The sequence below is a fragment of the Microbispora hainanensis genome, assembly GCF_006874475.1.
Classification (GTDB): Bacteria; Actinomycetota; Actinomycetes; order Streptosporangiales; family Streptosporangiaceae; genus Microbispora; species Microbispora hainanensis.
Genome location: NZ_VIRM01000018.1, coordinates 53,488 through 79,034, shown reverse-complemented (window position 1 = coordinate 79,034; position 25,547 = coordinate 53,488). Strand labels below are relative to the sequence as shown.

Genomic DNA, 25,547 nt, shown 5'->3' with positions numbered 1-25,547 from the left:
CCCTGCGGGGGTGGACGCCAACAGTCAGGTCGCCGCCGAACTCCTGAAAGCGTTGATGCGAACGGCGGCGAGGTTCAGCGAGATGGGGCGGTCCGTCTCCCGCGACTTCTTCCCCCACGTCCGCGCCGAGCCCGTCTCCGACCTGGCAGGGCCCGTCGTACGGCTCGGCGCCGCGCTGGCGCTCCCGGGGCACGACCTCGTGTTCGAGACCGCCGTCGCGGCCGGCGAGGGGATGTTCAGCGTGCGGGGCGGCCTTGTGCTGGACGGCGAGGAGGAGATCCTCGTCCTGCCGCCGGTCGAGACCGCCGACGCGACGGCGTGCGCGGCCCTGCTGGACCGCTACGTCGACGAGCTGACGACACCGGCCCGCTGGCACGTGCAGCGGCTCATCGAGTCCTGTGAGGAGGACTCCTGACGCCTCACAGCGCCTGGAGTCCCTGGATCACCTCGCGGAGGATGCGTTCCTCGGGCAGCTGGGCGACCGTGGCCTGCGGCCGCGCGGTGATCAGCCCCTGGTCGCGCAGGTCGCTCAGCAGGATGCGTACGACGTTGAGCGACAGGCCGAGATCCGAGGCCAGGTCGGCCACGGAAAGCGGGACCCGGCACAGCTGCAGGATCCGCCAGTGCTCGGGGGCCAGCCCGGAGATCCCGCTGTACGCCGCGGAAGCCGTCCTGATCACGGTCATCAGGTCGAAGTCGGGCCCGCTCGGCCGCGTACGGCCACGGGTGAGCGTGTAGGGGCGCAGCAGCGGCCCGTCCTCGTGTTCGGTCACGAGTCCTCCTGACCGCGTTGCCAGCCCGCCTGGAAGGAGGAGTACAGGTCGCCCCGCTCCTCCTTGAGCTGTGGCTTGAGCTGTGGCTTGAGCTGGGGCGCCAGGCTGGCCTGCCGCACCCGGCGGGGGAGGGAGTCCTGGGCGCCGCCGCCGATCGGCGGCGTGAGGGCCAGGGCGGGGGGCGGGGTGTCCGGCTGGGCGAGGCGCTCGACCACCGGCTCCCTGGTGTCGTTCTCCACCACGATCTCCTGCGGGAGCAGGAGCACGGCGCTCGTCCCGCCGTACGGCGAGGTGCGCAGGGAGACGCGGATGTTGTGCCGCCGGGCCAGCAGCCCGACGACGAACAGCCCGAGCCTGTCGCTGTCGGCCAGGTCGAACTCCGGCGGGTCGGCGAGCCGCGCGTTGAGGTGCGCCAGCTCCTCCGGAGGGATGCCGAGCCCGCGGTCCTCGACCTCGATGGCGAAGCCCCGGGCGACCAGTTCCCCCCTGACCTGCACGCGGGTCTGCGGCGGGGAGAAGACCGTGGCGTTCTCGATCAGCTCGGCGAGCAGGTGGACGACGTCGGTGACGCTGCTGCCGGCGAGCGAGTAGCCGTGCGGCATGTTCACGTCCACCCGCAGGTAGTCCTCCACCTCCTCGGTGGCGGCGCGGGCCACGTCGTACAGCCGCACCGGTCTGCGCCAGCCGCGGCCGGGGACGGCGCCGGACAGGATGATCAGGCCCTCCGCGTGGCGGCGCATGCGGGTGGTGAGGTGGTCGACGCCGAACAGCCGTTCCAGCAGGTCGGGGTCGTTGATCTCCTTCTCCAGGCCGTCCAGCATGCCGAGCTGGCGCTGCAGCAGCGACTGGCTGCGCCGGGCCAGGTTCAGGAAGACCTTGTTGACACCCTTGCGCAGCTCGGCCTGGCCGACGGCCGCCTCGATGGCGGTGTGCTGCACGGAGGTGAACGCGCGTCCGAGGTTCTCGACCTCGACGGTGCTGCTGGCCCGGACCACCGGCGGCGTCACGGCCGCCACGTCGACGTCCTCGCCGCGCCGCAGCCGCCGTACGAGGTCGGGCAGCCGCCGCCCGGCCAGGTCGGCCGCGGCCTGGTGCAGGGTGCTCAGCTCGCCGGTCACCGTTCGGGCGAACCGGAAGGAGATGAACGCGGTCGCGAGCACGGCCGCGAGGCCGAGCCCGCCGACGACGCCGATGTCCCAGAGCACGCTCCGCGCCAGCGGCGCGGCGCTGGCGGCGGTCGCGTCGGCGGCGGCGTTGGTCGTCTCGGTGAGCTGGCGGGTCAGGGCCTGGGCCGTCGTGGGCCAGGCGATGGCCTCCGGCGGGAGCGGCTGACCCGGCCGCACCCGGGCGATCACGTCGCCCTCCAGCGCGATGAACGCCGTGTAGACCGGGGTGGAGTTGAGCGCGCCGTATTGCTTGAGCAGGCCGGCGTCGAGCTGGCTCGTGCCGAGCTGGTAGAGCAGGCGGCGCTTGCCGACCATGCCCGAGAAGGCGTCGCGCTCGTCCTGCGTCATCCGCCCGGCCGCCTGCGCGCCCAGCACGAGCGCGGACTGCTGGCTGACCAGCTCGCGGCTGCGGGTGATCAGGATGAGCGCCTTGGCCTGCTCGATGATGTCGATGTCCGGGGAGATCATCAGCCGGTCGTACACCTGGTGGGCCGTCTCGACGACCAAGCTGTACTCCTCGATCGCGTCGAGGCGGGTGAGCCGATGGTCGTCGATCTGGCCGCGCAGGACGTCGAGCCGCTCCATCTGCCGGATCAGGTCCTGGACCCGGTCCCACATGGCGGGAGGCGTCTCGTCCCTGGCCTGCTCCGACAGGCGGGTCAGCACGACGGCGGCGGCGTCGGTCTTGCGGCGCTGCACCTGGAGATCGGTGCGCAGCGACGAGGTGCGCCAGGCGAGGTAGCTCACCGACACGAACCGCTCGGTCTGCAGCTCGTTGATGGCTTCAGCGACGGGAGAGACGACGTTGTCATAGACCTTCTGAATGCGCAGGAGCTGCTGCCCCTGCTCGATGGTCAGCTTGGCGGCGAACCCCCAGATCACCACCAGGGCGGTCACAGGCACCAGCAGAATCGCGAATATCTTGAAGCGGATGGACCGTTTCCGACCAGCCATTAGACCTGCCCGTCGGTTACATATGTGTTAACAGTGGCGAAACCATAGCAATCGGTGAGTCCCGTCACCAGGGATCGTTCCTAACGACTTGGGCCACAGCCCATATCGGGACAGTCTCAACGTTCCGGGGGGAAATTGCTTGCTCATGCCTGTCTAGTTGTCAGACAATCCTCCCATGAACTCACGATCGGGCCCGCTCGCCGTGGTGGCGGCGGCCGTCCTGTGGGGGACCGCGGGCACCGTGGGCACCCTCGCCACCGCCGGTTCCGTCTCGCTGGCCGCGGCCAGGCTCGTGCTCGGCGGGGCCCTGCTGGGGGCGTTGGCGCTGGTCGCGCACCGCCGCGCCCCTGGCCGGAACGTTCCGGCGCGCGGGCCGCTGCGCCGGTCGCTGATCTTCGGAGCCGCCGCGGTCGCGGCCTACCAGTTGTGCTACTTCGCCGCCGTCGGCAGGACGGGCGTGGCGGTCGGCACCGTGGTGGCCATCGGCAGCGGGCCGGTCTTCACCGGGCTGCTGTCCTGGATCGTCGGGCACGAGCGGCCGAGCGGGCGCTGGGCGCTCGCCACGGCCGCCGCGGTCGCGGGATGCGCGGTGCTCGTCACCGGCGGGCGGGGAACGGGCGGCGTGGACGCGGGCGGCGTCGCGCTCGCCCTCCTCGGCGGGCTCCTGTACGCCTTCTACGCGGTCGTGGCGGCCCGGGCCATCGGCGGGGGCATGGAGTCGGGGACGGTCATGGGCGTCATGTTCGGCGGCGCGGCCGTGCTCATGCTGCCGGTGCTCGCCCTGACCGGCCCGGGCTGGCTCGCGAGCCCGGGCGGCCTGCTCACCGCGCTCTACCTCGGCTGCGCCACGACGGGGCTGGCCTACCTCCTGTACGGCCGGGGCCTGCGCACCACACCCGTCGCCACGGCGGCCACGCTCGCGCTGGCCGAGCCGGCCGTCGCGGCCCTGCTGGGCGTCGTGGCGCTGCGCGAGCACCTGTCCCTCGTCTCGTGGGCCGGTCTGGTGCTGCTCGCCCTCGGGCTGGTCGTGGTGGCGCTGCCCGCCCGGGCGCGTACGCCGGACACAGCCGTGGACACAGCCGTGGACACAGCCGTGGACACCGACTTGGACACCGACGTGGACACCACCGCGGACGCCGACGTGGACACCACCGCGGACGCCGACGTGGACGCCGACTTGGATGCCGACTTGGATGCCGACTTGGACGCCGCCGCACCGCCGAAGGCGCCGGCCCGGAGCCCCCACTAGGCTCGGCACGTGACCACCCTGAGGCCCGTCTCCACCGTCGAGGCGCTCGCCGCCGCGCTGCGCGAGCGGGTGCTGTCCGGGGACATCGAGCCGGGGGCCGCGCTGCCCGAGCAGGAACTGTCCGCCCGATACGGCGTGGCCCGCCCCACCGTCCGGGAGGCGCTGGCGCTGCTCGTCCATGAGGGACTGCTGCGGCGCGAGCGCAACCGCAGCGCGTACGTCCCGGTGCTCACCTCCGCCGACCTCGCCGACCTCATGTACGTGCGCGCGCCGCTGGAGGAGCTGATGGCGCGGGCCGTCGCCGGGCGCCGCGTGACGGCGGCGGAGGAGGCGCTGGACCGCCTGTCCGGCCTGCCGGCCGGCGCGCCCTGGGCGGCCGTGGTGGCCGAGCACATGGCGCTGCACGAGGCGCTCGTCGCCGCCGTCGGCAGCCCCCGCCTTGAGCGCCTGTACGCCACGCTCGCCGCCGAGACGCGCCTCGGGCTGGTCGGGCTCAGGCACGCCTACGAGGATCCCCGAGAGCTCGCCGTGGAGCACGCCGCGCTGCTGCGCGTCATCACCGAGGGACCGGCGGACGCGGCCGTCCGCGCGGTGCGCGAGCACCTGCGGTGGCGGCACGCCTGATTCGCCCGCCGTGCTCTCCCCGGTGCCGATTCCCTTGCACCGCTCTCCTGGGTGCCGATTCTCTTGCGCCGCTCTCCTGGGTGCCGATTCTCTTGCACGGCTCTCCTGGGTGCCGATTCTCTTGCACCATGCCGCTTGAAGTCGTCACAATCGCGGCCATGCACGGGAACCCTGTGCCGGACACCTATGTGTACGTCACCGAAGAAGGCGTGACACGTCACTACGCCGACGGCAGCGTCGAGGCACTCGCTTGGGAGGACGTGGTCGAGGTACGCGTCGGCGGCCACGGCGAGAAGGAGCCGCCCGGCCACCCGGAGGACGTCTTCATCGTCCTTCTCGACCGTGAGGGCGAGGGGTGCGTGGTGCCGCACTCGGCGACGGACGCGAACTTCCTGGCCCGGTTGCGCTACCTGCCCGACTTCGACCTCGAACGTCTGAGCACGGCGGTCGCGAGCGCGCGGTCGGACTACGTCGTCGTGTGGCGCAGCCCGGAGCCGCCCTCCCCTCTCCCCGACCTGGAATACGACTAGAAGTCCTGGCCGCCGGCCCGTCCAATCGGCATCTCATTCCGGTTTCATTGAATCGGCGAGTAAAGGCGAGTCCGATTCCGGAGTCGATTCGACCAAAAAGCATTTTCGAGGTGCAGGCAGGTAGGTATTCGCTCATACGCGAGCCCGCCGCTCCGGTCTTCCCGGCGGTGTGAGGTACCCGTCCAGGCGTGTTGCGCACCGGCTCTAGTGGCGACATATGCCATGCTCGGGGGCCGGTGATGCCATATTGGACCGTTCCCGTCAAGTCCTTCACGCGGGGTCATTGCGACCAATTGTGGACAGGTGGCTTACGTTCCCTACTGATCGGTCGCTGTCTAACATCATCCTCGTGCGGGCACGCCCTCAAATGGGTGAGTCATGGGTCAACCTTTGGGACGCCAGAGGCGTCAATCACCTGGACGGTCCGACTACCTAGGCGCGGTGAGATGGAATCGCAAACGGAGTTGGCGGAATCGGGGGAGTTACCCCGCGAAGTCCATGTGCGGCTGCCGGTGAGCGTGTCGTCGGGTTCCTATTCGAAGATCCTTCTGGCCGGAGATCTGCTCTGCGCCGTCGTCGCCCTCGCCGGTGTCGAGTGCACGCGGCTGTGGTTCGGCGCCTTCATCCCGATGTACGACCTCGTGTTCGGCGCGACCCTGACGATCGCCTGGCCTCTGGTCGTGGGTGTCGCCGGCGGCTACCGCGGACGCGCCCACGGTGAGGGGACGGAGGAGTTCCGCTCGGTCGCCCAGGCGGGTCTGGGCCTCATCGCGGCCGTCGCGATCGGGGCGTACCTCACGCAGACGAACGTCGCCCGCAGCTACGTCATGGCGATGCTGCCGCTCGTCACGGTGCTGACGCTGCTGACCCGGCACCGCATGCGCAAGCGGCTGCATCGGCTCCGCATGAAGGGCCGGTACATGCGGCCGGTCGTGGCGGTGGGGCATCGGCAGTCCATCCGCGAGCTCGTGCAGCAGCTCAGGCGGCAGCCGTACCACGGCATGCGGGTGGTGGCCGCCTGCGTGCCGAGCACGCAGTATCGCAAGCAGCGCTCCGCCATCGACGGCGTGCCCGTGCTCGGAGACTTCCGGGACGTGCCCGCCGTGGTCGACAAGGTCGACGCGGAGGCGGTCGCGGTCCTCGCGTGTCCCGAACTCCACGGTGCCGCGCTGCGCCGCCTCGCCTGGGGGATCGAGTCGCGGGGGACCGAACTGTTCGTCGCCCCCGCGCTGATGGACGTCGCGGGTCCGCGCATCAGCGTCCGCCCGGTCGCGGGGATGCCGCTGCTGCACGTCGAGCACCCCGACCTCCAAGGCTCCCGGAGGCTCGTCAAGAACGGCTTCGACAGGTTCGTGGCGGCCGCGTCCCTGCTCGTCCTGCTCTTCCCGATGCTGGCCATCGCGGCGGTCGTGCGCGCCACCAGCCCCGGCCCCGCCCTGTTCCGGCAGACCCGGATCGGCCGGTACGGCCGGGAGTTCCACATGCTGAAGTTCCGGACCATGGTCATGGACGCCGAGCGGCTCAGGCCGGTGCTGGCCGCGTCCAACGAATCGGACGGCGTGTTGTTCAAGATTCGGAACGATCCACGCATCACCCGTGTGGGCCTGCTGCTGCGTCGTTACTCGCTGGACGAGTTGCCCCAGCTCCTCAACGTGCTGCGCGGGGAGATGTCGCTCGTCGGGCCGCGCCCGCCACTGCCCGCGGAGGTCGAGCGGTATGGCACGGACGTGCACCGGCGCCTCGTCGTACGGCCGGGCATGACCGGACTGTGGCAGGTCAGCGGCAGATCGGACCTGTCCTGGGAGGAGTCGGTCCGGCTGGACCTGCGTTACGTGGAGAACTGGTCGCTCCTGCTCGACCTGCAGATCCTGTGGAAGACGTGGTCCGCGGTCACCAGCGGCAGGGGGGCCTACTGACATGAAGGCCCTCGTGCTCGCGGGCGGATCCGGCACCCGGCTGCGGCCCATCACCCACACGCGCGCGAAGCAACTCGTCCCGGTGGCCAACAAGCCCGTCCTGTTCTACGGTCTCGAGTCGATCGCGGCGGCCGGCATCAGCGAGGTCGGCATCGTCGTGGGCGACACCCAGGACGAGATCGAGGCGGCGGTGGGCGACGGGTCCCGGTTCGGCCTGCAGGCGAGCTACCTCAGGCAGGAGGCGCCGCTGGGGCTGGCGCATGCCGTCCTGATCGCCCGCGACTACCTCGGCGACGACGACTTCGTCATGTATCTGGGCGACAACTTCATCGTGGGCGGCATCGAGAGCCTGGTCGAACGGTTCCGGCAACGGCGCCCGAGCGCGCAGATCATGCTCACCCGGGTGTCCGATCCCCGCCAGTTCGGCGTCGCGGAACTGGCCGGCGACGGCCGGGTCGTCGGCCTCGAGGAGAAGCCGCGCGAGCCGAAGAGCGACCTCGCCCTGGTCGGCGTCTATCTGTTCACCCCGGCGATCCACGACGCCGTGGCGGAGCTCAAGCCGTCCTGGCGGGGGGAGCTGGAGATCACCGACGCCATCCAGTGGCTCATCGACGCCGGCCATGAGGTCGAGCCCGCGGTCATCTCGGGATACTGGAAGGACACCGGAAACGTCGCCGACATGCTCGAGGTGAACCGGCTGGTGCTGGAATCCCTGGAGCACCGGGTCGACGGCCACGCCGAGGACTGCGAGCTCATCGGGCGCATCGTGGTGGAGGCCGGCGCCTCGGTGCGCCGCTCGCGCATCGTCGGCCCGGTGGTCATCGGTCCGGGGACCGTCATCGACCGTTCGTATGTCGGCCCGTTCACGTCGATCGGCGCCGACTGCGTGGTCAGCGGCAGCGAGATCGAATACTCGATCGTGCTCGCCCGTTCGTCCATCGAGGGGGTCAGGCGGATCGAGGCCTCGCTGATCGGCCACGACGTCGAGATCACTCCGGCGCCGGACACGCCGAAGGCGCACCGGCTGGTGCTCGGGGACCACAGCAGGGTCCAGATCAGTTCCTGATCCCTGCGGGCGCCCGGCCCGTCCGGCTCAATCCGTTTCCCGTCCGAGCTCGAAGACAGGTATGGACCTTCTGTGAAGTTACTGGTCACCGGCGGCGCCGGGTTCATCGGCTCCCACTACGTCCGGACGCTTCTCACGGGCGGATACCCGGCCTTCGCCGGGGCGTCCGTCACGGTGCTCGACCGGCTCACGTACGCGGGCAGCCTCGCCAACCTCGCCCCGGTGGAGGGGCGGTACGACTTCGTCCACGGCGACGTGTGCGACGCGGGCCTGCTCGGCGAGGTGGTGCCGGGCCACGACATAGTGATCCACTTCGCGGCCGAGTCCCACGTCGACCGGTCGATCGACGGCGCGGCGGACTTCGTGCGGACCAACGTGCTGGGCACGCAGACGCTCATGGACGCCTGTCTGGCCGCCGGGGTGAGGCGCGTCGTCCACGTCTCCACCGACGAGGTCTACGGGTCGATCGAGACGGGATCGTGGGACGAGAACGCCCCGCTGGCCCCGCGCTCGCCCTACGCCGCCTCGAAGGCGGGCGGCGACATGATCGCCCGCGCGTACGCGGTCACCCACGGGCTGCCGGTCTCCATCACGCGGTGCGGGAACAACTACGGGCCCTACCAGTACCCCGAAAAGGTCATCCCCCTGTTCGTCACGAACCTGATCGAGGGCAGGCCCGTCCCCCTGTACGGCGACGGCGGGAACGTCCGCGACTGGATCCACGTGTCCGACCACTGCCGGGCCATCCAGCTCGTCGCCGAGGTGGGCCGGCCGGGGGAGGTCTACCACGTGGCCGGCACGGCCGAGCTGACCAACCTGGAGCTCACTCAGCGCCTCCTCGACCTGATCGGCGCCTCACCGGACCTCGTCAGACGGGTCGAGGACCGCAAGGGGCACGACCGCCGCTACTCCCTCGACGACCGGAAGCTGCGCGCCCTCGGCTACGCGCCCCAGGTGTCCTTCGACGACGGCCTGGAGGCGACCGTGCGGTGGTACGCCGACAACCCGTCGTGGTGGAAACCGCTGCGGGCGGGGGCCCGGTGACGGCGACGCCATGAGATGGCTGGTCACGGGCGCCGCGGGCATGCTCGGCGCCGAACTCACCGCGCTGCTGGCCGGCGAGGACGAGGACGTCGCCGCGCTGTCGCGGCGCGACCTCGACCTGCGCGACCCGGCGGCCGTCCGGGAGGCCGTCCGCACGCGGAAACCGGACGTCGTGGTGAACTGCGCCGCCTGGACGGCCGTGGACGAGGCGGAGACCCGCGAGTGGGAGGCGCTGGCGGTCAACGGCCACGCCGTGCGCCCGCTCGCCGCCGCGTGCGCCGGCCTCGGCGCGATGCTCGTCCACCTGTCGACCGACTACGTGTTCGACGGCACGGCGCGGACGCCGTACGCCGAGGACGCGCCGGTCAACCCGGTCAACGCGTACGGGCGGACCAAGGCGGCGGGCGAACAGGCCGCCCTGCGGTACGGCGGTTACGTCGTCCGCACCGCCTGGTTGTACGGCGCGCACGGGCCGAACTTCGCCAAGACGATGATCAGGCTCGCCGCCGGTGGCGGCCTGGTGCGCGTGGTGGACGACCAGCGCGGCCAGCCCACCTGGGCGGCCGACCTGGCGGCCCAGATCGTGCGGCTGGTGCGCGCGAGCCCGCCCCCCGGCGTCTACCACGGGACGAACGCCGGACAGACGACGTGGTACGGCTACGCCCGGGAGATCTTCCGCCTGCTCGGCGCCGACCCGGATCGCGTCAGGCCCACGAGCAGCCGGGACTTCCCCCGCCCCGCCCGGCGCCCCACGTACGGCGTCCTCGGGCACGAGGCATGGGCGAGGGCGGGGCTGGCCCCGATGCGGGACTGGCGCGAGGCGCTGCGCGACGCCTGGCCCCGGCTCGTCGGCTCCGGAGGGTTGTGACGTTCGCGGGCGTCCGCGCGATAACCCATGGACGGCATCCCGTGACGGCATTCATGGACGGTGGGGCTTCGTGGACGGATCGGTGACGCACGCCGTGGACAGGACCGCCCTGCGATGACGGCGCCGGGACGGGCACAGAGGCGGTCGGTGCTGGGCACGACGCTGGACGCGCTGACCATGCGGCAGGTCGTCGCCGCCTGTGTGGAGGCGGTGGACGGCGGCGGACGGCTCGACATCGGCGTGGTGAACGCCGCGAAGATCGTGACCATGCGCAGGGACCCCGAGCTGCGGCGGTCGGTGCTCGACTGCGACCTCGTCCTCGCCGACGGGCAGGCCGTCGTGTGGGCCGCACGCCTGCTGGGCCACCGGCTGCCGGAACGCGTGGCCGGGATCGACCTGTTCACCGAACTGCTGGCCGAAGCGGAGCGGCGCGGATACCGGCCGTACTTCCTGGGCGCCACGCCGGAGGTGCTCGCCCTGCTGGTCGAGCGGGTGCGGCGCGACTTCCCCGGCCTGCGGATCGCGGGATACCGCGACGGCTACTTCCCGGCCGAGGACTCTGCGCGGGTGGCGGAGGAGATCGCGCTGTCGGGAGCCGACCTGCTGTTCCTCGGCATGACCTCGCCGAAGAAGGAGATCTTCGTCCGGGACTGGGGCGGGGCCACCGGCGCGAAGGTCGTGCACGGGGTGGGCGGCGCCTTCGACGTGCTGTCCGGACGCACCCGCCGGGCGCCGCGCTCCTGGCAGCGCCTCGGGTTCGAGTGGTTGTACCGCCTGCTGCAGGAGCCGGTGCGCCTCGGCCCTCGATATCTGAAGACCAACGGGAGGTTCCTCCTCCTCGTGGCCGCGGGACTGATTCGTGACCGCGGCCGTCTCGCGAGTTCCGCCGACTCTCTGGAGTGACAACGTGACGCAGCACCGCAGAATCGCCCTGCTGGGCCCGGGCGCGCCGGCCGGCCTGCTGCCGGCCATGGTGGACCTGGCGGTGCGCGGACTGCCGCCCGGCTACGTGGACGGCGAGTTCGTGTTCACCCGCAGGGGCGCGCGGCGGCCCGACGGCACGTGGGACGCCGTCGCGGAGGGACGCAGCGTGCGTTATTCGGCGATCGTCGCACTCGGTGTGGCCACGCTCCCGGAGGAGCGGCAGCGTGCCGCGCTCACCGGCGACACCGCCGCCGACCTGGCCGGGCGCCTCGTCGAACGGCTGCCCGGCGTGCGCGGGCTCGGCGACGCGGCATTGATCTGCTGGGCGGCGGCGGAGACCGGGCATCCGGGGCTGGAGGAGGCGCTGCGGCACCTGGCGGGGATCGACCGGCTCGCCTCCTCCGGGCAGGTCTACACGGTCGAGGCCGCGTGGGAGCTCGCCGCCCTCGTCGCCGCCAGGACGGCGCTGGGCGCGAGCACCGAGCTGGACGGCAGGCTGGAACGCGCCCGGGCCCGGCTGCTCGGCGGGCTGGCCGCCGACCGCCTCTACCGGCACGTGCTCGGTCCGTCGTCCGGGCCGCTCGTGCCCTGGTATCGGGCGCACGTCGGTTGCTTCGCCGACCAGGTGTATCCGCTGCAGGCGCTGGCGCGGCTGCACGCCGCCGTCGGGGACGCCGACGCCCTGGCGGCCGCGGAACAGGTGGCCGCGGGGATCTGCGCGGCCCAGGGCGCCGAGGGTCAGTGGTGGTGGCACTACGACGCCCGCACCGGAGCCGTGGTCGAGGGGTATCCCGTCTACAGCGTCCACCAGCTCGCGATGGCCCCGATGGCCCTGCTCGACCTCGCCGACGCCGGGGGCACCGCTTACCTCGACGAGATCGGCGAGGGCGTGCGCTGGATGAGCGAGCGGCCCGAGTCCGACGAGTCCCTCGTCGACGAGCGGCTGAGCCTCACCTGGCGGAAGGCGGCCAGGGCGGACCCGAAGAAGCTGGTGCGCGGCCTGCGCGCGGTGGCCACGCGCACCCGTCCGGCGGCCCGGCTCGCCACCCTCGACCGGTTCTACCCGCCGGTCGCCGTCGACCGCGAATGCCGGCCCTACGAGCTGGGCTGGCTCCTGTACGCGTGGCTGTTCGAGCCCCGGCGTCCGTCATGACCTTGCGTCCGTCATGATCCCGGGGCCCGGCTGCTCTCGTCGCGCAGCCAGGTCGTGTAGTCGCCCGCCCGTACGGCGCGGCGCGCTCTGCGCCGCGCCAGCACGGTGACGCAGGCGAAGACGGCCGCCGCCGGGAGCAGCCACGGCTCCCGCGCGGCGATACGGACCAGGTCGCCCAGGCTCGTGCGCGCGGACGGCCCGCCCGGACCGGTCTCGCGCTCCAGCTCGCTCACGCTGGTCGCCGCACGGACGCGGCGGCGCAGCAGGTCGGCGAACGTCCGGGGGGTCTGGATCCCGGCCCGCGCCTCCGCCACGACCACCCGCTCGCCCTCGCCGAACGCCAGGGAGGCGGCCAGGTCGTCGGCCATGACCGGCGGGAGCGCGCGGATCCGGTCGTTGCCCTCCTCGGTGACCGCGATGACCCCGCGGCCGAACAGTCCCGTGCGCACGTGCGGCAGGCGGGTCCAGATCGCGTAGTACGCGCGGACGGTCCAGGGCCGGCCGGCGAGCGCCAGATCGCGTTCCGGCGCCGCCGCGAGCAGCGTGCCCGGACCGCCGAGACGGGCCACGAGCGCGCGTGCCCCCGCGGTGCTCAGGGTGACGTCGGCGTCCACATAGAGCCGGGGAAAGCCGCGGGCCGCCCGGTCGCCGAGACGCAGCGCCTCGCGTTTGGACGCCACCGGCGTGCTCAGCACGCGCACGCCGTGCGCCCGCGCGACCGGCTCGGTCTCGTCGGTGCACCCGTTCGCCACCACCACGACGTCGAACTCGCCCGGCCGGGCGTCGTCCAGCAGCCCGGAGAGCAGGCGGCCGAGGACCGGAGCCTCGTTGTGCGCGGGGATCACGACGCTCGTCACAGGAGCAGTATGGGCCCGCGCGCCAGGTCAGGAGAGCCGATATCTCGGGAGGATCCCGGAGTCCAGCGCCTCGCTCAGCGTGGGCGCCGCGGCGTCCTTGTCCGACAGGACCGGCTCACCGCCGAGCCGCCAGTCGACGCCGATCTCCGGATCGAGCGGGTGCACACCGTGCTCGCGCCCCGGCGCGTACGGCTGGGAGCACAGGTAGAGCACGGTGGCCTGCTCGCTGAGGACGGCGAACGCGTGGCCGAGGCCCTCCGACACGTACACCGCGCGCCGGGACACGTCATCGAGGACGAGCCCCTCCCACTTGCCGAAGGTGGGCGAGCCCACCCGCAGGTCCACCACAACGTCGAGCACGGCCCCGGAGACGCAGGTCACGTATTTGGCCTGGCCGGGCGGTACGTCCGCGAAGTGGATGCCGCGCAGCACTCCGCGCCGGGAAACCGAGCAGTTGGCCTGGGCCAGCTCCATGCCGTGCCCGATCGCCTCGCGTAACTCCGCCGCCCTGAAACATTCGAGGAAGTCACCCCGGATGTCGCTGTGGATTCGCGGAGTGAAGCTCCACGCTCCCTCGATACTCATCCGCTCCATGAACCGGAAGCATGACACAGGCGCCTTGTAACGCTCGCCGTCCAACGCCCGACTTATGACTGTCGGACTCCGATGCTGGGGGGAAAATGCCAGCTCAGTTTCTGTCGGTTACGCCTGCCCGGAATTCGTCTGGAAAACGGCCGGCGCGAAGTTCCCCGAGAGGTCGGAGGAGGTCCTGATGACGACGTGCCGGCTGTGCGGGTCCGCGAGCCTCGTCGGAGTCGTCGACCTCGGCGCGACACCGCCGTGCGAGCGGTTCCTCGACGCCCGGCAGCTCGACGAGCCGGAGATCACCTATCCGCTGCATCTGCGGGTGTGCACCGACTGCTGGCTCGCCCAGATCCCCGCGCTCATCACGCCGCAGGACACCTTCACCGAGTACGCCTACTACTCGTCGTACTCCACCTCGTGGGTGGAGCACGCGCGGCGGTTCGTGGCGGACGCGGCCGAGCGGCTGCGCCCCCGGTTCGTGGTCGAGGTGGCGAGCAACGACGGCTATCTGTTGCGGCACGTTGTGGAACGCGACATCCGGTGCCTCGGCATCGAACCGTCGGTGAACGTCGGCCAGGCGGCCAGGGACAACGGGGTGCCGACGCTCACGGCGTTCCTCGGGCCGGAGACGGGCGCCGCCGTACGGGCCGAGCACGGGCCTGCCGACCTCGTCGTGGCCAACAACGTCTACGCGCACATCCCCGACGTCATCGGCTTCACCCGGGGGCTGCGCGCGCTCCTGGACGACCGGGGCTGGGTCTCGATCGAGGTGCAGCACCTGCTCACCCTCGTGGAGCTCAACCAGTACGACACGATCTACCACGAGCACTTCCAGTACTACACGGTCGCCTCGGCCGAGCGGGCGCTCGCGAGCGGCGGGCTCGCCCTGGTGGACGTCGAGCTGCTGCCGACCCACGGCGGATCGATCCGGCTGTGGGCCCGCCCGGTGGAGCTCGGCGCCGAGCCGAGCCCGCGCGTGGCCGAGGTGCTGGCGGCGGAGAAGGCCGCCGGACTGCACGAGCTGTCCGGGTACGCCCAGTTCGCCGAGCGGGTGGCGCGGGTCCGGCGGGAGCTGCTGACGTTCCTCCTCGACGCCGCCGCACAGGGCAGGACGGTCGTGGGCTACGGCGCCCCCGGCAAGGGCAACACCTTGCTCAACCACTGCGGCATCCGTCCCGACCTGCTGCGTTACACGGTCGACCGGAACCCCTACAAACACGGGCGGTTCACCCCCGGCGCGCGGATCCCCGTCCTCCCGCCGGAGCAGATCGCCGCCGACCGCCCCGACTACGTGCTGGTGCTGCCGTGGAACCTGCGGGAGGAGTTGACCGCCCAGCTCTCGTACGTACGCGAGTGGGGAGGCCGGCTGGTCTTCCCGATCCCCCGACTGGAGATCGTGTGAAAGTCGTCCTCTTCTGCGGAGGCCGGGGCACCAGGATGCGCAGCGACCTCCCCGGCGGGGACATTCCCAAGCCGATGCAGCTCGTCGGCCCCCGTCCTCTGCTGTGGCATGTGATGCGTTACTACGCGCATTTCGGCCATCGGGATTTCGTCCTCTGCCTCGGATACGGCGCGCAACACATCAAGAATTACTTCCTGCACTACCAGGAAACGGCGTCCAACGATTTCGTCCTGCGCAACGGCCGGGTGGACCTGTTGTCCACCGACATCTCCGACTGGTCGATCTCCCTCGTGGACACAGGGGTGGATTCGCCCATTGGAGAGCGGCTTCGCCGGGTGCGCCCCTATCTTGAGGGCGATGAGATCTTTCTGGCGAACTACGCGGACGTACTCACCGACGCGCCGCTGTCCGAGATCATCGAGCGGTTCCGCGCCGCGGACGCCGGGGCGTCGATGATGGTGGTCCCGCCGTCCAACACCTTCCACTGTGTGGACGTGGGCGAGGACGGCAGGGTCGGCTCGATCACGCCCGTCAGCGAGATGCCGCTGTGGGTGAACGGCGGCTTCTTCGTCCTCCGCCAGGAGGTCTTCGACCACATCCCCCTGAACGGCGACCTCGTGGCCGACGGCTGCGCCGAGCTGGCCAAGCGCGGCCGCCTGCTCGCCTACCCCCACCGTGGATACTGGCGGCCGAGCGACACCGTCAACCAGCGGCTGGAGCTGGACCAGGCGTGGGCGCGCGGCGACCGGCCGTGGGCGCTGTGGGAGCACGAGTGATCGGGCTGCGACCGGGCCGCCTGCGCAGGATCGCGGCACTCGCGGCGCACTGCGACGACATCGCGATCGGGGCGGGCGGCACGCTGCTGACCCTCTGCGCCGCGCACCCCGGCGTCCGTGTGGACGCCCTGGTGCTGTCCGGCGGCGGAACCGAGCGGGAGGACGAGGAACGGGCCGCGCTCGCCGCCTTCTGCCCCGGCGCCGACCTGCGGCTGACCGTGCTGAAGCTGCCCGACGGGCGGTTGCCCGCCCACTGGGACGAGGCCAAGAACGCCGTCGAGGACCTGCGCGCGGCGGGCGACCCCGACCTGGTCGTCGCCCCCCACCGGGGCGACCTGCACCAGGATCACCGGGGCCTCGCCGAACTGGTGCCGACCGCTTTCCGCGACCACCTGGTTCTCGGCTACGAGATCGTCAAGTGGGACGGCGACCTCGGCCGGCCGGCGGTCTACCAGCCGCTCACCCCCGCCGTGGCCGAGGAGAAGGCCGGCCTGCTGCAGAGCCACTACCCCTCACAGCGGCACCGCCCCTGGTACGACCCGGAAGCCTTCCTCGGCCTCGCCCGCATCCGCGGCATCGAGTGCCACGCGCGGTACGCCGAGGCATTCCACGTGGACAAGCTCACTCTCGACCTGGAGAACTGATGCGGCTACTGCTGACCGGACACCAGGGCTATCTCGGCACGGTCATGGCCCCGGTGCTCGCCCGGGCCGGCCACGAGGTGGCCGGCCTCGACTCGGGGCTGTTCGCCGACTGCGTGCTCGGCCCTCCGCCCGCCGACCCCGAGACGTACGCGGTGGACCTGCGCGACGTCCGGCCCGAGCACCTGGAGGGGTTCGACGCCGTCGTCCACCTCGCCGCGCTGTCCAACGACCCGCTCGGCTCGCTGGCCCCCGAGCTGACCTACGACATCAACCATTACGCCTCCTCGCGGCTGGCCCGGCTCGCCAGGGACGCCGGAGTGCGCCGGTTCCTGTACGCGTCCACCTGCTCGGTCTACGGCGCGTCGGGCGGCGACGACCTGCTGGACGAGGACGCGCCGCTCCGGCCGGTGACCCCCTACGCGGAGTCGAAGGTCAGGGTGGAGGACGACCTGACCGAGCTGGCGGACGACGACTTCACCCCCGTCTTCATGCGCAACGCGACGGCTTTCGGCTTCTCACCGAGGTTGCGGGCCGACATCGTGCTCAACAATCTGGTCGGCCACGCGTGCCTGTCGGGGGAGGTGCGCGTGCTGTCGGACGGGACGCCCTGGCGCCCGCTGGTCCACGCCCGGGACATCGCGGAGGCGTTCGCCGCCGCGCTGGCCGCGCCCAGGGAGGCGGTGCACGCGAAGGCGTTCAACGTGGGCACCGAGCGCAACAACCTCACTGTGGCGGAGATCGCGGCCGAGGTCGTCGAGGCCGTGCCCGGCGCACGTCTTGTGATCACGGGCGAGGCGGGGGCGGACCCGCGCTCCTACCGGGTGGACTTCTCCCGCATCAGGGCCGCCCTTCCCGGATACGAGGCCCGCTGGTCGGTCAAGGACGGCGCCGTGGAGCTGGTCGACGCCTACCGCGAGCACGGGCTGACCAAGGAGGACTTCGAGCGCCGCTTCACCCGGCTCGCCCGCCTGTCCGACCGTCGGGAGGCCGGCGCCGTCGACTCCTCGCTGCGCCCATGAGCGAGATGCACGCGCTGGTCGAGCGGCTCTATCCGCTGTGCCGCAGCATCACCGGATCCGGCCTGCGCCGCACTCTGGAGATCATCGGCGAGTCGATCCCGCTGGAGATCAGCGAAGTGCCCACGGGCACGCAGGTCCTCGACTGGACCATTCCCAAGGAATGGAACATCCGCGACGCCTACATCAAGGACTCCTCCGGGACCCGGATCGTCGACTTCGCGGCCTCCAACCTGCACGTGGTCGGCTACAGCGTGCCGGTGTCGGCGACCATGACCCTGGAGGAGCTCCGCCCCCATCTGCACACGCTTCCCGGCCGGCCCGGCCTGGTGCCGTACCGGACCAGTTACTACGCCGAGACGTGGGGGTTCTGCCTGAGCGAGGACACGCTGGCCGGGATGGGGCCGGGGCCGTACGAGGTGCGGATCGACTCGACGCTCGCCGACGGGCACCTGACGTACGGCGAGCACGTGATCCCGGGCCGCAGCGCGGAGGAGGTCCTGATCTCGTGCCATGTCTGCCACCCCTCGCTGGCCAACGACAACCTGGCGGGCGTCGCGGTGGCGACCCGCCTGGCGGGGCTGCTGGCGCAGGAGGAGCGGCGCTACACCTACCGCTTCCTGTTCGCTCCCGGCACCATCGGCTCCATCGCCTGGTTGGCGCGCAACCGGGACAGAACCGATCGGATCAGGCACGGGATCGTGCTCGCCTGCGCGGGAGACCGGGGCCCGATCACCTACAAGCGCAGCCGCCGGGGGGACGCCGAGATCGACCGGGTCTTCGCCCACGTCCTGCGCGACCGCCCGCACACGCTGGTGGACTTCTCCCCCTACGGCTACGACGAGCGGCAGTATTGCTCGCCCGGGTTCGACCTGCCGGTCGGCTGCCTGACCAGGACCCCGTACGCCGGTTATCCGGAGTATCACACCTCGGCCGACGATCCGGACTTCGTCACCGAGGAGGCGATGCGGGACACGCTGGACGCCTGCGTGAAGGCCTTCGAGGTGCTGGAGCGCAACCGCACCTACGTGAATCTCAGCCCCTACGGTGAGCCCCAGCTGGGCAGGCGCGGCCTGTACGAGTCGCTCGGCGGGCGCAGCGACACGAAACAGGCGCAGATGGCGATGTTGTGGGTGCTGAACCTGTCCGACGGCGCGCACAGCCTGCTCGACATCTCGGAACGTTCTGGACTGTCGTTCGACGTGGTGGCGGACGCGGCCCAGGCTCTGCTGGTTGCGGGACTCGTGAAGGAGTAGCCGGATGACGCAGTTCGAGGCCTCCGCACGACCGAAGGCCCTCGGCCTCACGGTCGGCGAGGTGGTGGAGGTCCGCAGCGTCGAGGAGATCATGGCCACACTCGACGAGAAGGGCGAGCTCGACGGCCTGCCCTTCATGCCGGAGATGCTGTCCTTCTGCGGGCGGCGGATGACGGTGCACAAGGTGGCCCACAAGCTGTGCGACACCGTGACCGGCACGGGTATGCGGCGGATGCGGGACGCCGTGCACCTGGCCGGGTCGCGCTGCGACGGCTCGGCCCACGGAGGCTGCCAGACCTCGTGCTCGCTCTACTGGAAGGAGGCATGGCTCAAACGGGTGGATCCGGGCGGGCCCGCGCCCGATGCCCCACCCGAGCGCGTACGCAGCCTGCCCCTGCTGGAGATCAACTCCCGGAGGGAGCCGGCGCCGGACGGCGAGGTGCGCTACCGCTGCCAGGCGACCGAGTTGCTGCGCGCCGCTCCCGAGCCGCTGCCCTTCAGGGCCCTCGGCCAGTACGTCACGGACATCCGGGTGGGCAACGCCGGCGTCCTGGCCACCCTCCGCACGCTCTTCTTCGGGCTGTTCAACCGATTACAGAGGGCGAGCCGCAGTCTGCCTCCCCGGCTGCGGTTCAGGAACGGCATGGCGTGGGGCTTCGTGCCGCCCGGCCCGAACACCACGACCCCGACCGAGCTGAGCGACCTGCAACCGGGCGAGCTCGTGCGGGTCAAATCACGGGAGGCGATCGTCGCCACGCTCGACACCAAGCGGCTCAACCGCGGCATGGGGTTCGAGGAGGAGATGGCGCGCTACTGCGGGCGTGTGGCCCGGGTCGCCGCGCGCGTGGAACGGTGCATCGACGAGAAGACAGGGCGCATGCTGCAGATGAAGAATCCCTGCATCGTCCTCGACGGCGTCGTCTGCGCGGGTGTTTACAAGGCCAACTGCCCGCGGGCGTTCGTGCCGTTCTGGCGGGAGATCTGGCTGGAGCGGGTCACCGAGGAGAACTAGGAATCGGGGAGTGCCGATGCGAGAGAGCCAGGACGCGGAGCCAGAGGAGCCACAGCAGCCGGAGCAACCGGGGGAACCGGCCGGGCCGCCGGACGGCGAGGCCGCCCACCTGCGGGATATCGGCCGCAAGGCCGGACGCGGGCTCGGCTGGAGCCTGCTGGGCACCCTGACGACCCGGGCGGGGTCGTTCCTCATGGGCCTCGTCCTGGCCCGTCTGCTGTCCCCGGAGGACTTCGGCATCTACGCGGTCGCGCTGGCCGCGACCCAGTTCGTCATGGTCGTCAAGGACATCGGCGTCATGGCGGCGGTGGTGCAGTGGCGGGGCAGGCTGGAGGACGTCGCGCCGACCGCCACCACGCTGTCGATGATCTCCGCCCTCACCCTGTACGGCGTGTTCTTCGTGGGCGCGCCGTACTTCTCCAGCCTGGCGGGCAGCGAGGAGGCCACCCCGGTCGTCCGGCTCCTCACCGCGGTCATCCTCATCGAGGCCGTGACCGCGGTGCGCAGCGCGACACTGCTGCGCAGGTTCCACGTGGGCAAGAGCGCCAAGGCGATCCTGGCGGGGTTCCTGGTGAACGCTCCGGTGGCGATCGCCCTCGCCGCCAGTGGCGCCGGGCCGTACAGCTTCGCCTGGGGGCAGGTGGCCGGTGCCGTGGTCACCGGCGTGTTCATGCTCGCCTACGCCCGGCTGCCCTGGCGCCTGGGATTCGACAGGGGCGTCGCCAAGAGGCTGCTGTGGTTCGGCATCCCCTCCGCCGCGGGCATCGCCCTGGAAGTCGTCCTGCTCAATGTCGGCTACATCATCGTCGGCGCCATCATGGGGCCCGACTGGCTCGGCTTCTACCTGATGGCCTTCAACGTGTCGAGCTGGGTGCCCGGCCTGATCGGCACCGCGATCCGTTCGGTGTCCATCGCCGGCTTCTCGCGTCTCGCCGAGCGTGACGAGCAGTCGCTGTCGCTCGGTGTGCAGAAATCGGTGCCGATGCTGGTCACCGCGATCCTGCCGCTGGCCGTGGCCATGGCGGTGCTCGCCCACCCGCTCATCCACTTCCTGTACGGCGACAAGTGGGGGCAGGCGGCCGGCGTCCTGCGGTTCCTCGCGGTGCTGATGGTGGTGCGCATGCTGACCTCCTTCGCCCTGGACATCCTCAACGGGCAGGGCGCCACGCGCTCCACCGTCTGGATGAACCTGGGGTACGGCGTGGCCCTGATCCCCGCCGTGATCGTGGGCACGCACCTCGACGGCATCCGAGGCGCGGCCGTCGGCCAGGCGGCGGCCGCGCTGCTGGTGGCCCTCCCGCTCGCGATGCTCGCCGTGCAGCGCACCGGGGTGCGGCTGTGGCCGATCCTGCCCCAGCTGGTGCGACCGTTCGCCGGGGCCGCGGTGTCGTTCGCGGTCACCGTGGGCCTGGCCGCGCTGACCGGGGGCAGCCAGTTCCTCCAGCTCGTCGTCGCAGGCGCCGGAGGACTGCTGGTCTACGTTCTGGTCGCGGTGCCGCTGCACCAGATGAGAACGGTGGGCGGCCATGTGATGGACCGGCTGCCCGCCGGTCACCGGCATCCGGTGCCGGTCGAGGCGACGGCGAAGGAGCACTGAGGTGGCGGATTCACAGAGACTCGTCTCCATCGGCATACCGGTCCGCAACGGCGCCGACCGGCTGGAGGAGGCCGTGCGGTCCGTTCTCGCCCAGGACCACGAACGGCTCGAGGTCGTCATCTCGGACAACGCGTCCACGGACGGCACGGAGGAGCTGTGCCGGCGGCTCGCCCGGGAGGACTCCCGGGTCGTCTACCACCGCCAGCCCCGCAACATCGGCATCGTCGGCAACTTCACCGAGGTGCTGCGGCTGGCGCGGGGCGAGTTCTTCCGCTGGATGGGCGACGACGACCGTCTCGAGCCCCACTGCGTGTCCCGGTCGCTCGAGCCGTTGCTGGCCGACGAGCGGCTCATCCTGGTGACCTCGGACACGGCGTACACCAGCCCGGACGGGTCGGTTCACCGGCCGACCTACCAGGGCACGGGGATGCTCTCCGGCGACCCCGTCGACCGGCTGGCGGAGCTGTGGGACGCGGTCACCACCGAGCACATGCGCCTCGACCCGTTGTACGGCATGATGCGGCGCGCGGCGGTGGTGGGCATCCGCAGACCCGTGATGATCCGCGAGGACGAGGTGTACGCCACCGTGCTCGCCCTGACCGGGCCGTGGGGTCACGTCCCCGAGGTGCTGGCCCACCGCAATCTGCGCTGGAAGCGGCTGCCGCACATCGCCCGGGCCCTCGGCGTGCCGGCGTGGACCGCGCACTTCGCCAACACGCTCCAGTTCCGCGCGATGTACCGGGCGCTGCGCGCCATGGATCTCACCCCCGAGCAGCGCCGCCGGGGCCGGGCCGTGCTGGCCCGCATCTACGGGCGCCGCCAGCGCCAGGTGCTGGCCCACCGCGGCCGCAAGCTCACCGGTCTCGCCGTTCGCCTTCTGGGAGGTTGACCCCGGACACGGCGGCCGCAATCCAACCACGCGACCAGAAGAAAGGCCGACCCACTATGACGTCCTCGCCGCGAAGCGGGTTCGACCGGAACGTGATACGCCTCGTCCGGGTGCTGATGCAGCCCGGACGGTCGGTTCTCGCCGTCATGCGCCGCCTGCCCTTCGGCTCGTACGAGCTGCGCTGCGCTCTCGATCTGTTCCCCCGGCCGCACTACGCGTACGGCGTCCAGCAGGCGGCAGAACTGGCCAGGCGGCTCGGCGTCGACCGCATCAGCGTGGTCGAGTTCGGCGTCGCGGGCGGCGCGGGCCTGGTCGAGATGAGCCGCCAGGCACGGCTGGCCACCGCCGCCACCGGTGTGCGCATCGACGTGTACGGCTTCGACACGGGCGAGGGCCTGCCGAAGCCGACCGACTACCGCGACCTGCCCTACATCTGGCGCGAGGGCGACTTCAGCATGGACGTCGAGGCCCTGCGCGGGCGCCTGCCCGAGGCTCACCTGGTCCTCGGGAACATCGCGGACACGGTGGTGGAGTTCCTGGACGACAGGCGGCCCGCGCCGATCGGCTTCGTCTCCGTCGACGTGGACTTCTACTCCTCCACGGCCGCCGCGCTGAGGATCTTCACGGGCGACCACAAGTATTTCCTGCCCCGCGTCTTCTGCTATATGGACGACACCGTCGGCGACGACGACCAGATCCTGCACAACGACTACGTCGGCGAGCTGCGGGCCATCAGGGAGTTCAACGAGGCGAACGAGAACCTCAAGATCGCTCCGATCAACGGCCTGCGCCACAAGCGTGCCGTACCGGCGCCGTGGAACGACAACATCGTCGCGCTGCACCGCTTCGACCACCCCGACTACGGCCGGTACGTCGGCCGTCCCGACAGCCAGACGGAGCTGCCGCTCTAGGGAGGAACCGGGCGGCGGCTACCGCCGCAGGACCGCCGCCCGCAACGCCCCCCAGCCGCGGTGACGCTGGAACGGCAGCTCGAAGACCGACGCGAACAGCCACGCCGCGAGCAGCGCGAGCGGCACGGTCAGCACGAGGGTGGCCAGGAACGTCGTCACGCCGGGGACGAGACGGGGAGCCAGGACCATGCGGTTCACCACCACCACGATCGGTGCGTGGATGAGGTAGAGGCTGTAGGAGAACGAGCCGAGCCGGCGCAGCGCCCGCGTGTCGAGCAGCCGCACGAGGGGCCGGGGCCGACCGGCCGCCACGGAGGCGAGCAGCAGACCCGCGGCCGGGCCGACGGCCAGGTCGACCCAGAAGTAGTGCGCGACCGTCCATGCGGGACCGCGTAGGACGATCAGCAGGACGACGGGCGCCGCGGCGGCCAGGGCCAGCCAGGGCAGACGCGACGGCCACGGAGACACGTCCTCGTGCGCTTCCCCGCGCGCCGTGACGCCCGGCGTCATGGCCGCCGCCGTTCCCGCGGCGACCGCGCCGATCGCGAAGAGCACCGCGAACTGCGGGGTCAGCCGCATGAACAGGTCCACCGCGGGGACGTACGGCGCGAGCAGCCCGACGAGGGCCACGACGACGGTCAGGGCGGCGAGCAGGACGGTCGCGCCGGCCCGCCGCAGCACGAGGAGCATCAGCGGGAACACGACGTAGAGCTGCGCCTCCACCGCGATGGACCAGAAGGCGCCGTTGGGGCTCGGTGAGCCGAACAGGTCCTGGACCAGCAGGCCGTATACCAGGACGGACTTCGCGGTCGGGCTGCCCTGCCCGGGCTGCGGGATCAGCGTCCACGCGACCACGAGGCTGAACAGCAGGGCCGCCCAGTAGGGCGGGAGGATGCGCCAGGCCCGCCGGTAGGCGAACCGGCGCAGGCCGTTCAGCCGCCAGCCCGACCTGGCCGGCGAGACCGCCAGTGAGAACCCCGACAGGACGATGAACATCACCACCGCGAGATGCCCGTAGACGAGCCAGCCGGCCCAGGCGGGGCCCGTGTCGGCGGGGAAGCCCGGGAAGGACAGCAGCCAGCAGTGGTGCAGGACCACGAAAAGGGCCGCGATCCCGCGGATCCCGTCGAGGCCCGGCAGGCGCGCGGGAGCGTGTGCCCGGGTGGACGGAGCCGTCGCCTGACCCGCAGTGGACTCCATCCGCCGCACTCCCGTCGTCGCCCGGACCGGTCGCCGCAACGTATATCGGGGGGATCCCGCCGAATGTAACCATCCGGCGCGGGACATCGGAACGTTGTAACGCGACAGCCGCGCGTGGCGATGTCATCCAAGCAGGGTCCGGACGCCTGCTGGCAGGCCGATGGCACTGAACAGGCCGGGGGGATACGTGGAGTTCTGGACGACGATCGCCGGTCTCCTGCGGAAGTGGTCGATCGGGCTCCCTCTGCTCGCGGTCTCCATCCTGGCCGGCACGGCCACCTTCTTCGTCGCCCCGACCCGTTATGAGGCGGACACCTCGCTGGTGCTGGCCACGCCCGTGAACGGCGGCGTCTACTCCCGCGACCCGAACCGCCCGCTGCCCCGGGGCAACCCGCTCCTGCAGTTCAACGACGCGCTGAAGACGGCCGCGAGCATCGTCATCCAGTCGATGAACACGCAGGACGTGTGGACCCAGCTCGGCGCGCCCAAGGACGGGCCCACGACGATCACGATCGACGACGGGCGCAGCAACCCCCGAGTTCTGGACATCAGCGGGCCGTACATCTACATCCGCGTCGTGGCGCCGTCCCCGGAGACGGCCTCCAGTGTTCTGACGAAGGCGCAGCGGCGGGTCCGCGACGAGCTGACCGGATGGCAGCAGACGCTCGGCGCCCCGCCGTCGACCTATCTCACGGTGGCCAACATCGTGCCGCCCTCCAAGCCGGAGGCCATGATCTCCACCCGGTGGCAGCTGGGGATCGGCGTCGGTCTTCTGGTCGCCTGCGCGGGTCTCGGCCTGGTCTACGCCCTGACGCGCCGAGGCGGGCGCCCGCTGCTCCGCGACGCCCCGCCGTTCCCGCGCGACCCCGCGCCGCCGTTCCCGCGCGACCCCGCGCCGCCGGCCGCCGCCGCGCCCCCGGCGGTTCCCGCCGCTCCCGCCGCTCCCGTCGCTCCTGTCGTCCCCGCGTACGAGGACGAGGACGACGACGTGGACGTGGTCCTGTGGGACACCCAGGAGATCGTCGTCGTGACGGAGCCGGTGAAGGGGAAGGACGCGGCCGAGGCGCTGCGCACCGACGACCGTCGCTTCGCGCGTGTGACCAGAGACGCGCGCACGGACGACGACAAGGACTGA

At 71.4% G+C, this 25,547-nt stretch carries 25 protein-coding genes; 20 read left to right on the top strand and 5 right to left on the bottom strand.

The features are described 5' to 3' along the window. The first annotated feature begins 10 nt into the window (after positions 1-10). The gene (locus FLX08_RS16805) at positions 11-415 is read left to right on the top strand and encodes a hypothetical protein (RefSeq protein WP_142619800.1); all 405 of its coding nucleotides are present in this window, start codon (positions 11-13) and stop codon (positions 413-415) included. A gap of 4 nt (positions 416-419) precedes the next feature. Here FLX08_RS16805 and FLX08_RS16800 read toward each other — a convergent pair whose 3' ends face one another. Together FLX08_RS16800 and FLX08_RS16795 are read right to left on the bottom strand one after the other, a co-directional pair. Then, the gene (locus FLX08_RS16800; RefSeq protein WP_142619799.1) at positions 420-773 is read right to left on the bottom strand and encodes a DUF742 domain-containing protein; all 354 of its coding nucleotides are present in this window, start codon (positions 771-773) and stop codon (positions 420-422) included. Continuing rightward, positions 770-2,836, bottom strand: a complete 2,067-nt coding sequence (locus FLX08_RS16795) for a sensor histidine kinase (RefSeq protein ID WP_167530453.1) — start codon at positions 2,834-2,836, stop codon at positions 770-772. The genes FLX08_RS16800 and FLX08_RS16795 overlap by 4 nt, the downstream gene beginning before the upstream one ends. A 232-nt stretch (positions 2,837-3,068) precedes the next feature. Between FLX08_RS16795 and FLX08_RS16790 the strand changes: the two genes are divergently transcribed. The 9 genes from FLX08_RS16790 (at position 3,069) to FLX08_RS16750 (ending at position 12,267) form a co-directional block, all read left to right on the top strand. Next, positions 3,069-4,142, top strand: coding sequence for an EamA family transporter (locus tag FLX08_RS16790; protein WP_142619797.1), 1,074 nt, complete (start codon positions 3,069-3,071; stop codon positions 4,140-4,142). A gap of 9 nt (positions 4,143-4,151) precedes the next feature. Beyond that, positions 4,152-4,766 carry a GntR family transcriptional regulator gene (locus tag FLX08_RS16785; RefSeq protein WP_142619796.1) on the top strand — a complete coding sequence of 205 codons (615 nt, stop codon included), beginning with the start codon at positions 4,152-4,154 and terminating at the stop codon, positions 4,764-4,766. A 158-nt stretch (positions 4,767-4,924) separates the two neighbouring features. Further along, on the top strand, positions 4,925-5,296 hold the full coding sequence (locus FLX08_RS16780; RefSeq protein WP_142619795.1) for a hypothetical protein: 372 nt from the start codon (positions 4,925-4,927) through the stop codon (positions 5,294-5,296). A 446-nt stretch (positions 5,297-5,742) separates the two neighbouring features. Beyond that, positions 5,743-7,212, top strand: coding sequence for a sugar transferase (locus tag FLX08_RS16775; protein WP_142619794.1), 1,470 nt, complete (start codon positions 5,743-5,745; stop codon positions 7,210-7,212). 1 nt (position 7,213) lies between these two features. After that, positions 7,214-8,278, top strand: coding sequence for a glucose-1-phosphate thymidylyltransferase (locus FLX08_RS16770; protein ID WP_142619793.1), 1,065 nt, complete (start codon positions 7,214-7,216; stop codon positions 8,276-8,278). Positions 8,279-8,350: 72 nt separating this feature from the next. Then, positions 8,351-9,322, top strand: a complete 972-nt coding sequence (gene rfbB, locus FLX08_RS16765; RefSeq protein WP_142619792.1) for a dTDP-glucose 4,6-dehydratase — start codon at positions 8,351-8,353, stop codon at positions 9,320-9,322. A gap of 10 nt (positions 9,323-9,332) precedes the next feature. Further along, positions 9,333-10,190, top strand: a complete 858-nt coding sequence (gene rfbD, locus FLX08_RS16760; RefSeq protein WP_142619791.1) for a dTDP-4-dehydrorhamnose reductase — start codon at positions 9,333-9,335, stop codon at positions 10,188-10,190. A gap of 114 nt (positions 10,191-10,304) precedes the next feature. Then, positions 10,305-11,093: a WecB/TagA/CpsF family glycosyltransferase gene (locus tag FLX08_RS16755; protein ID WP_142619790.1), complete on the top strand. Its 789-nt coding sequence runs from the start codon at positions 10,305-10,307 to the stop codon at positions 11,091-11,093. 4 nt (positions 11,094-11,097) lie between these two features. Next, positions 11,098-12,267, top strand: coding sequence for a hypothetical protein (locus FLX08_RS16750; protein ID WP_142619789.1), 1,170 nt, complete (start codon positions 11,098-11,100; stop codon positions 12,265-12,267). Between the two features lie 11 nt (positions 12,268-12,278). Here FLX08_RS16750 and FLX08_RS16745 read toward each other — a convergent pair whose 3' ends face one another. Both FLX08_RS16745 and rfbC read right to left on the bottom strand, forming a co-directional pair. Further along, complete coding sequence (locus FLX08_RS16745; protein ID WP_142619788.1) at positions 12,279-13,124, bottom strand: glycosyltransferase; 846 nt, start codon at positions 13,122-13,124, stop codon at positions 12,279-12,281. A gap of 27 nt (positions 13,125-13,151) precedes the next feature. Beyond that, entirely contained in the window at positions 13,152-13,709 is a 558-nt protein-coding gene (gene rfbC / locus FLX08_RS16740) for a dTDP-4-dehydrorhamnose 3,5-epimerase (RefSeq protein WP_341874333.1), read from the bottom strand. Positions 13,710-13,896: 187 nt separating this feature from the next. Here rfbC and FLX08_RS16735 point away from each other — a divergent pair, with 187 nt between their 5' ends. From FLX08_RS16735 to FLX08_RS16695, 9 genes are all read left to right on the top strand, one after another. Then, the gene (locus tag FLX08_RS16735; protein WP_142619786.1) at positions 13,897-15,111 is read left to right on the top strand and encodes a class I SAM-dependent methyltransferase; all 1,215 of its coding nucleotides are present in this window, start codon (positions 13,897-13,899) and stop codon (positions 15,109-15,111) included. Beyond that, on the top strand, positions 15,108-15,887 hold the full coding sequence (locus FLX08_RS16730) for a glycosyltransferase family protein (RefSeq protein WP_142619785.1): 780 nt from the start codon (positions 15,108-15,110) through the stop codon (positions 15,885-15,887). The genes FLX08_RS16735 and FLX08_RS16730 overlap by 4 nt, the downstream gene beginning before the upstream one ends. Continuing rightward, a complete protein-coding gene (locus FLX08_RS16725; protein ID WP_142619784.1) occupies positions 15,884-16,531 on the top strand; it encodes a PIG-L deacetylase family protein in 648 nt (215 codons plus the stop codon). The genes FLX08_RS16730 and FLX08_RS16725 overlap by 4 nt, the downstream gene beginning before the upstream one ends. After that, positions 16,531-17,550 carry an NAD-dependent epimerase/dehydratase family protein gene (locus FLX08_RS16720; protein ID WP_142619783.1) on the top strand — a complete coding sequence of 340 codons (1,020 nt, stop codon included), beginning with the start codon at positions 16,531-16,533 and terminating at the stop codon, positions 17,548-17,550. The genes FLX08_RS16725 and FLX08_RS16720 overlap by 1 nt, the downstream gene beginning before the upstream one ends. Continuing rightward, positions 17,547-18,803 (top strand): DUF4910 domain-containing protein, encoded by a 1,257-nt coding sequence (locus FLX08_RS16715; RefSeq protein ID WP_208761506.1) that lies wholly within the window; start codon positions 17,547-17,549, stop codon positions 18,801-18,803. Before FLX08_RS16720 ends, FLX08_RS16715 begins: the two co-directional genes overlap by 4 nt. Before the next feature lie 4 nt (positions 18,804-18,807). Beyond that, on the top strand, positions 18,808-19,815 hold the full coding sequence (locus tag FLX08_RS16710) for a hypothetical protein (RefSeq protein WP_142619782.1): 1,008 nt from the start codon (positions 18,808-18,810) through the stop codon (positions 19,813-19,815). A 16-nt stretch (positions 19,816-19,831) separates the two neighbouring features. Beyond that, entirely contained in the window at positions 19,832-21,412 is a 1,581-nt protein-coding gene (locus tag FLX08_RS16705; protein ID WP_142619781.1) for an oligosaccharide flippase family protein, read from the top strand. Position 21,413: 1 nt separating this feature from the next. Continuing rightward, positions 21,414-22,301, top strand: a complete 888-nt coding sequence (locus tag FLX08_RS16700) for a glycosyltransferase family 2 protein (RefSeq protein ID WP_142619780.1) — start codon at positions 21,414-21,416, stop codon at positions 22,299-22,301. A gap of 92 nt (positions 22,302-22,393) precedes the next feature. Then, on the top strand, positions 22,394-23,212 hold the full coding sequence (locus FLX08_RS16695; protein WP_142619779.1) for a hypothetical protein: 819 nt from the start codon (positions 22,394-22,396) through the stop codon (positions 23,210-23,212). Positions 23,213-23,230: 18 nt separating this feature from the next. Here the strand turns inward: FLX08_RS16695 and FLX08_RS16690 are convergent, their stop codons facing one another. Then, positions 23,231-24,412, bottom strand: coding sequence for an acyltransferase family protein (locus FLX08_RS16690; RefSeq protein ID WP_142619778.1), 1,182 nt, complete (start codon positions 24,410-24,412; stop codon positions 23,231-23,233). Positions 24,413-24,572: 160 nt separating this feature from the next. Here FLX08_RS16690 and FLX08_RS16685 point away from each other — a divergent pair, with 160 nt between their 5' ends. Next, entirely contained in the window at positions 24,573-25,547 is a 975-nt protein-coding gene (locus FLX08_RS16685; RefSeq protein WP_142619777.1) for a hypothetical protein, read from the top strand.

What these genes read in the sequence shown, in the direction of transcription:
- FLX08_RS16720 (WP_142619783.1), top strand. Translation starts at nt 16,531, where the DNA reads ATGCGGCTACTGCTGACCGGACACCAGGGCTATCTCGGCACGGTCATG.
- FLX08_RS16775 (WP_142619794.1), top strand. Translation starts at nt 5,743, where the DNA reads ATGGAATCGCAAACGGAGTTGGCGGAATCGGGGGAGTTACCCCGCGAA.
- rfbC (WP_341874333.1), bottom strand. Translation starts at nt 13,709, where the DNA reads ATGAGTATCGAGGGAGCGTGGAGCTTCACTCCGCGAATCCACAGCGAC.
- rfbD (WP_142619791.1), top strand. Translation starts at nt 9,333, where the DNA reads ATGAGATGGCTGGTCACGGGCGCCGCGGGCATGCTCGGCGCCGAACTC.
- FLX08_RS16685 (WP_142619777.1), top strand. Translation starts at nt 24,573, where the DNA reads ATGGCACTGAACAGGCCGGGGGGATACGTGGAGTTCTGGACGACGATC.
- FLX08_RS16710 (WP_142619782.1), top strand. Translation starts at nt 18,808, where the DNA reads ATGACGCAGTTCGAGGCCTCCGCACGACCGAAGGCCCTCGGCCTCACG.
- FLX08_RS16780 (WP_142619795.1), top strand. Translation starts at nt 4,925, where the DNA reads ATGCACGGGAACCCTGTGCCGGACACCTATGTGTACGTCACCGAAGAA.
- FLX08_RS16705 (WP_142619781.1), top strand. Translation starts at nt 19,832, where the DNA reads ATGCGAGAGAGCCAGGACGCGGAGCCAGAGGAGCCACAGCAGCCGGAG.
- FLX08_RS16755 (WP_142619790.1), top strand. Translation starts at nt 10,305, where the DNA reads ATGACGGCGCCGGGACGGGCACAGAGGCGGTCGGTGCTGGGCACGACG.
- FLX08_RS16715 (WP_208761506.1), top strand. Translation starts at nt 17,547, where the DNA reads ATGAGCGAGATGCACGCGCTGGTCGAGCGGCTCTATCCGCTGTGCCGC.
- FLX08_RS16770 (WP_142619793.1), top strand. Translation starts at nt 7,214, where the DNA reads ATGAAGGCCCTCGTGCTCGCGGGCGGATCCGGCACCCGGCTGCGGCCC.
- FLX08_RS16790 (WP_142619797.1), top strand. Translation starts at nt 3,069, where the DNA reads ATGAACTCACGATCGGGCCCGCTCGCCGTGGTGGCGGCGGCCGTCCTG.
- FLX08_RS16690 (WP_142619778.1), bottom strand. Translation starts at nt 24,412, where the DNA reads ATGGAGTCCACTGCGGGTCAGGCGACGGCTCCGTCCACCCGGGCACAC.
- FLX08_RS16735 (WP_142619786.1), top strand. Translation starts at nt 13,897, where the DNA reads ATGACGACGTGCCGGCTGTGCGGGTCCGCGAGCCTCGTCGGAGTCGTC.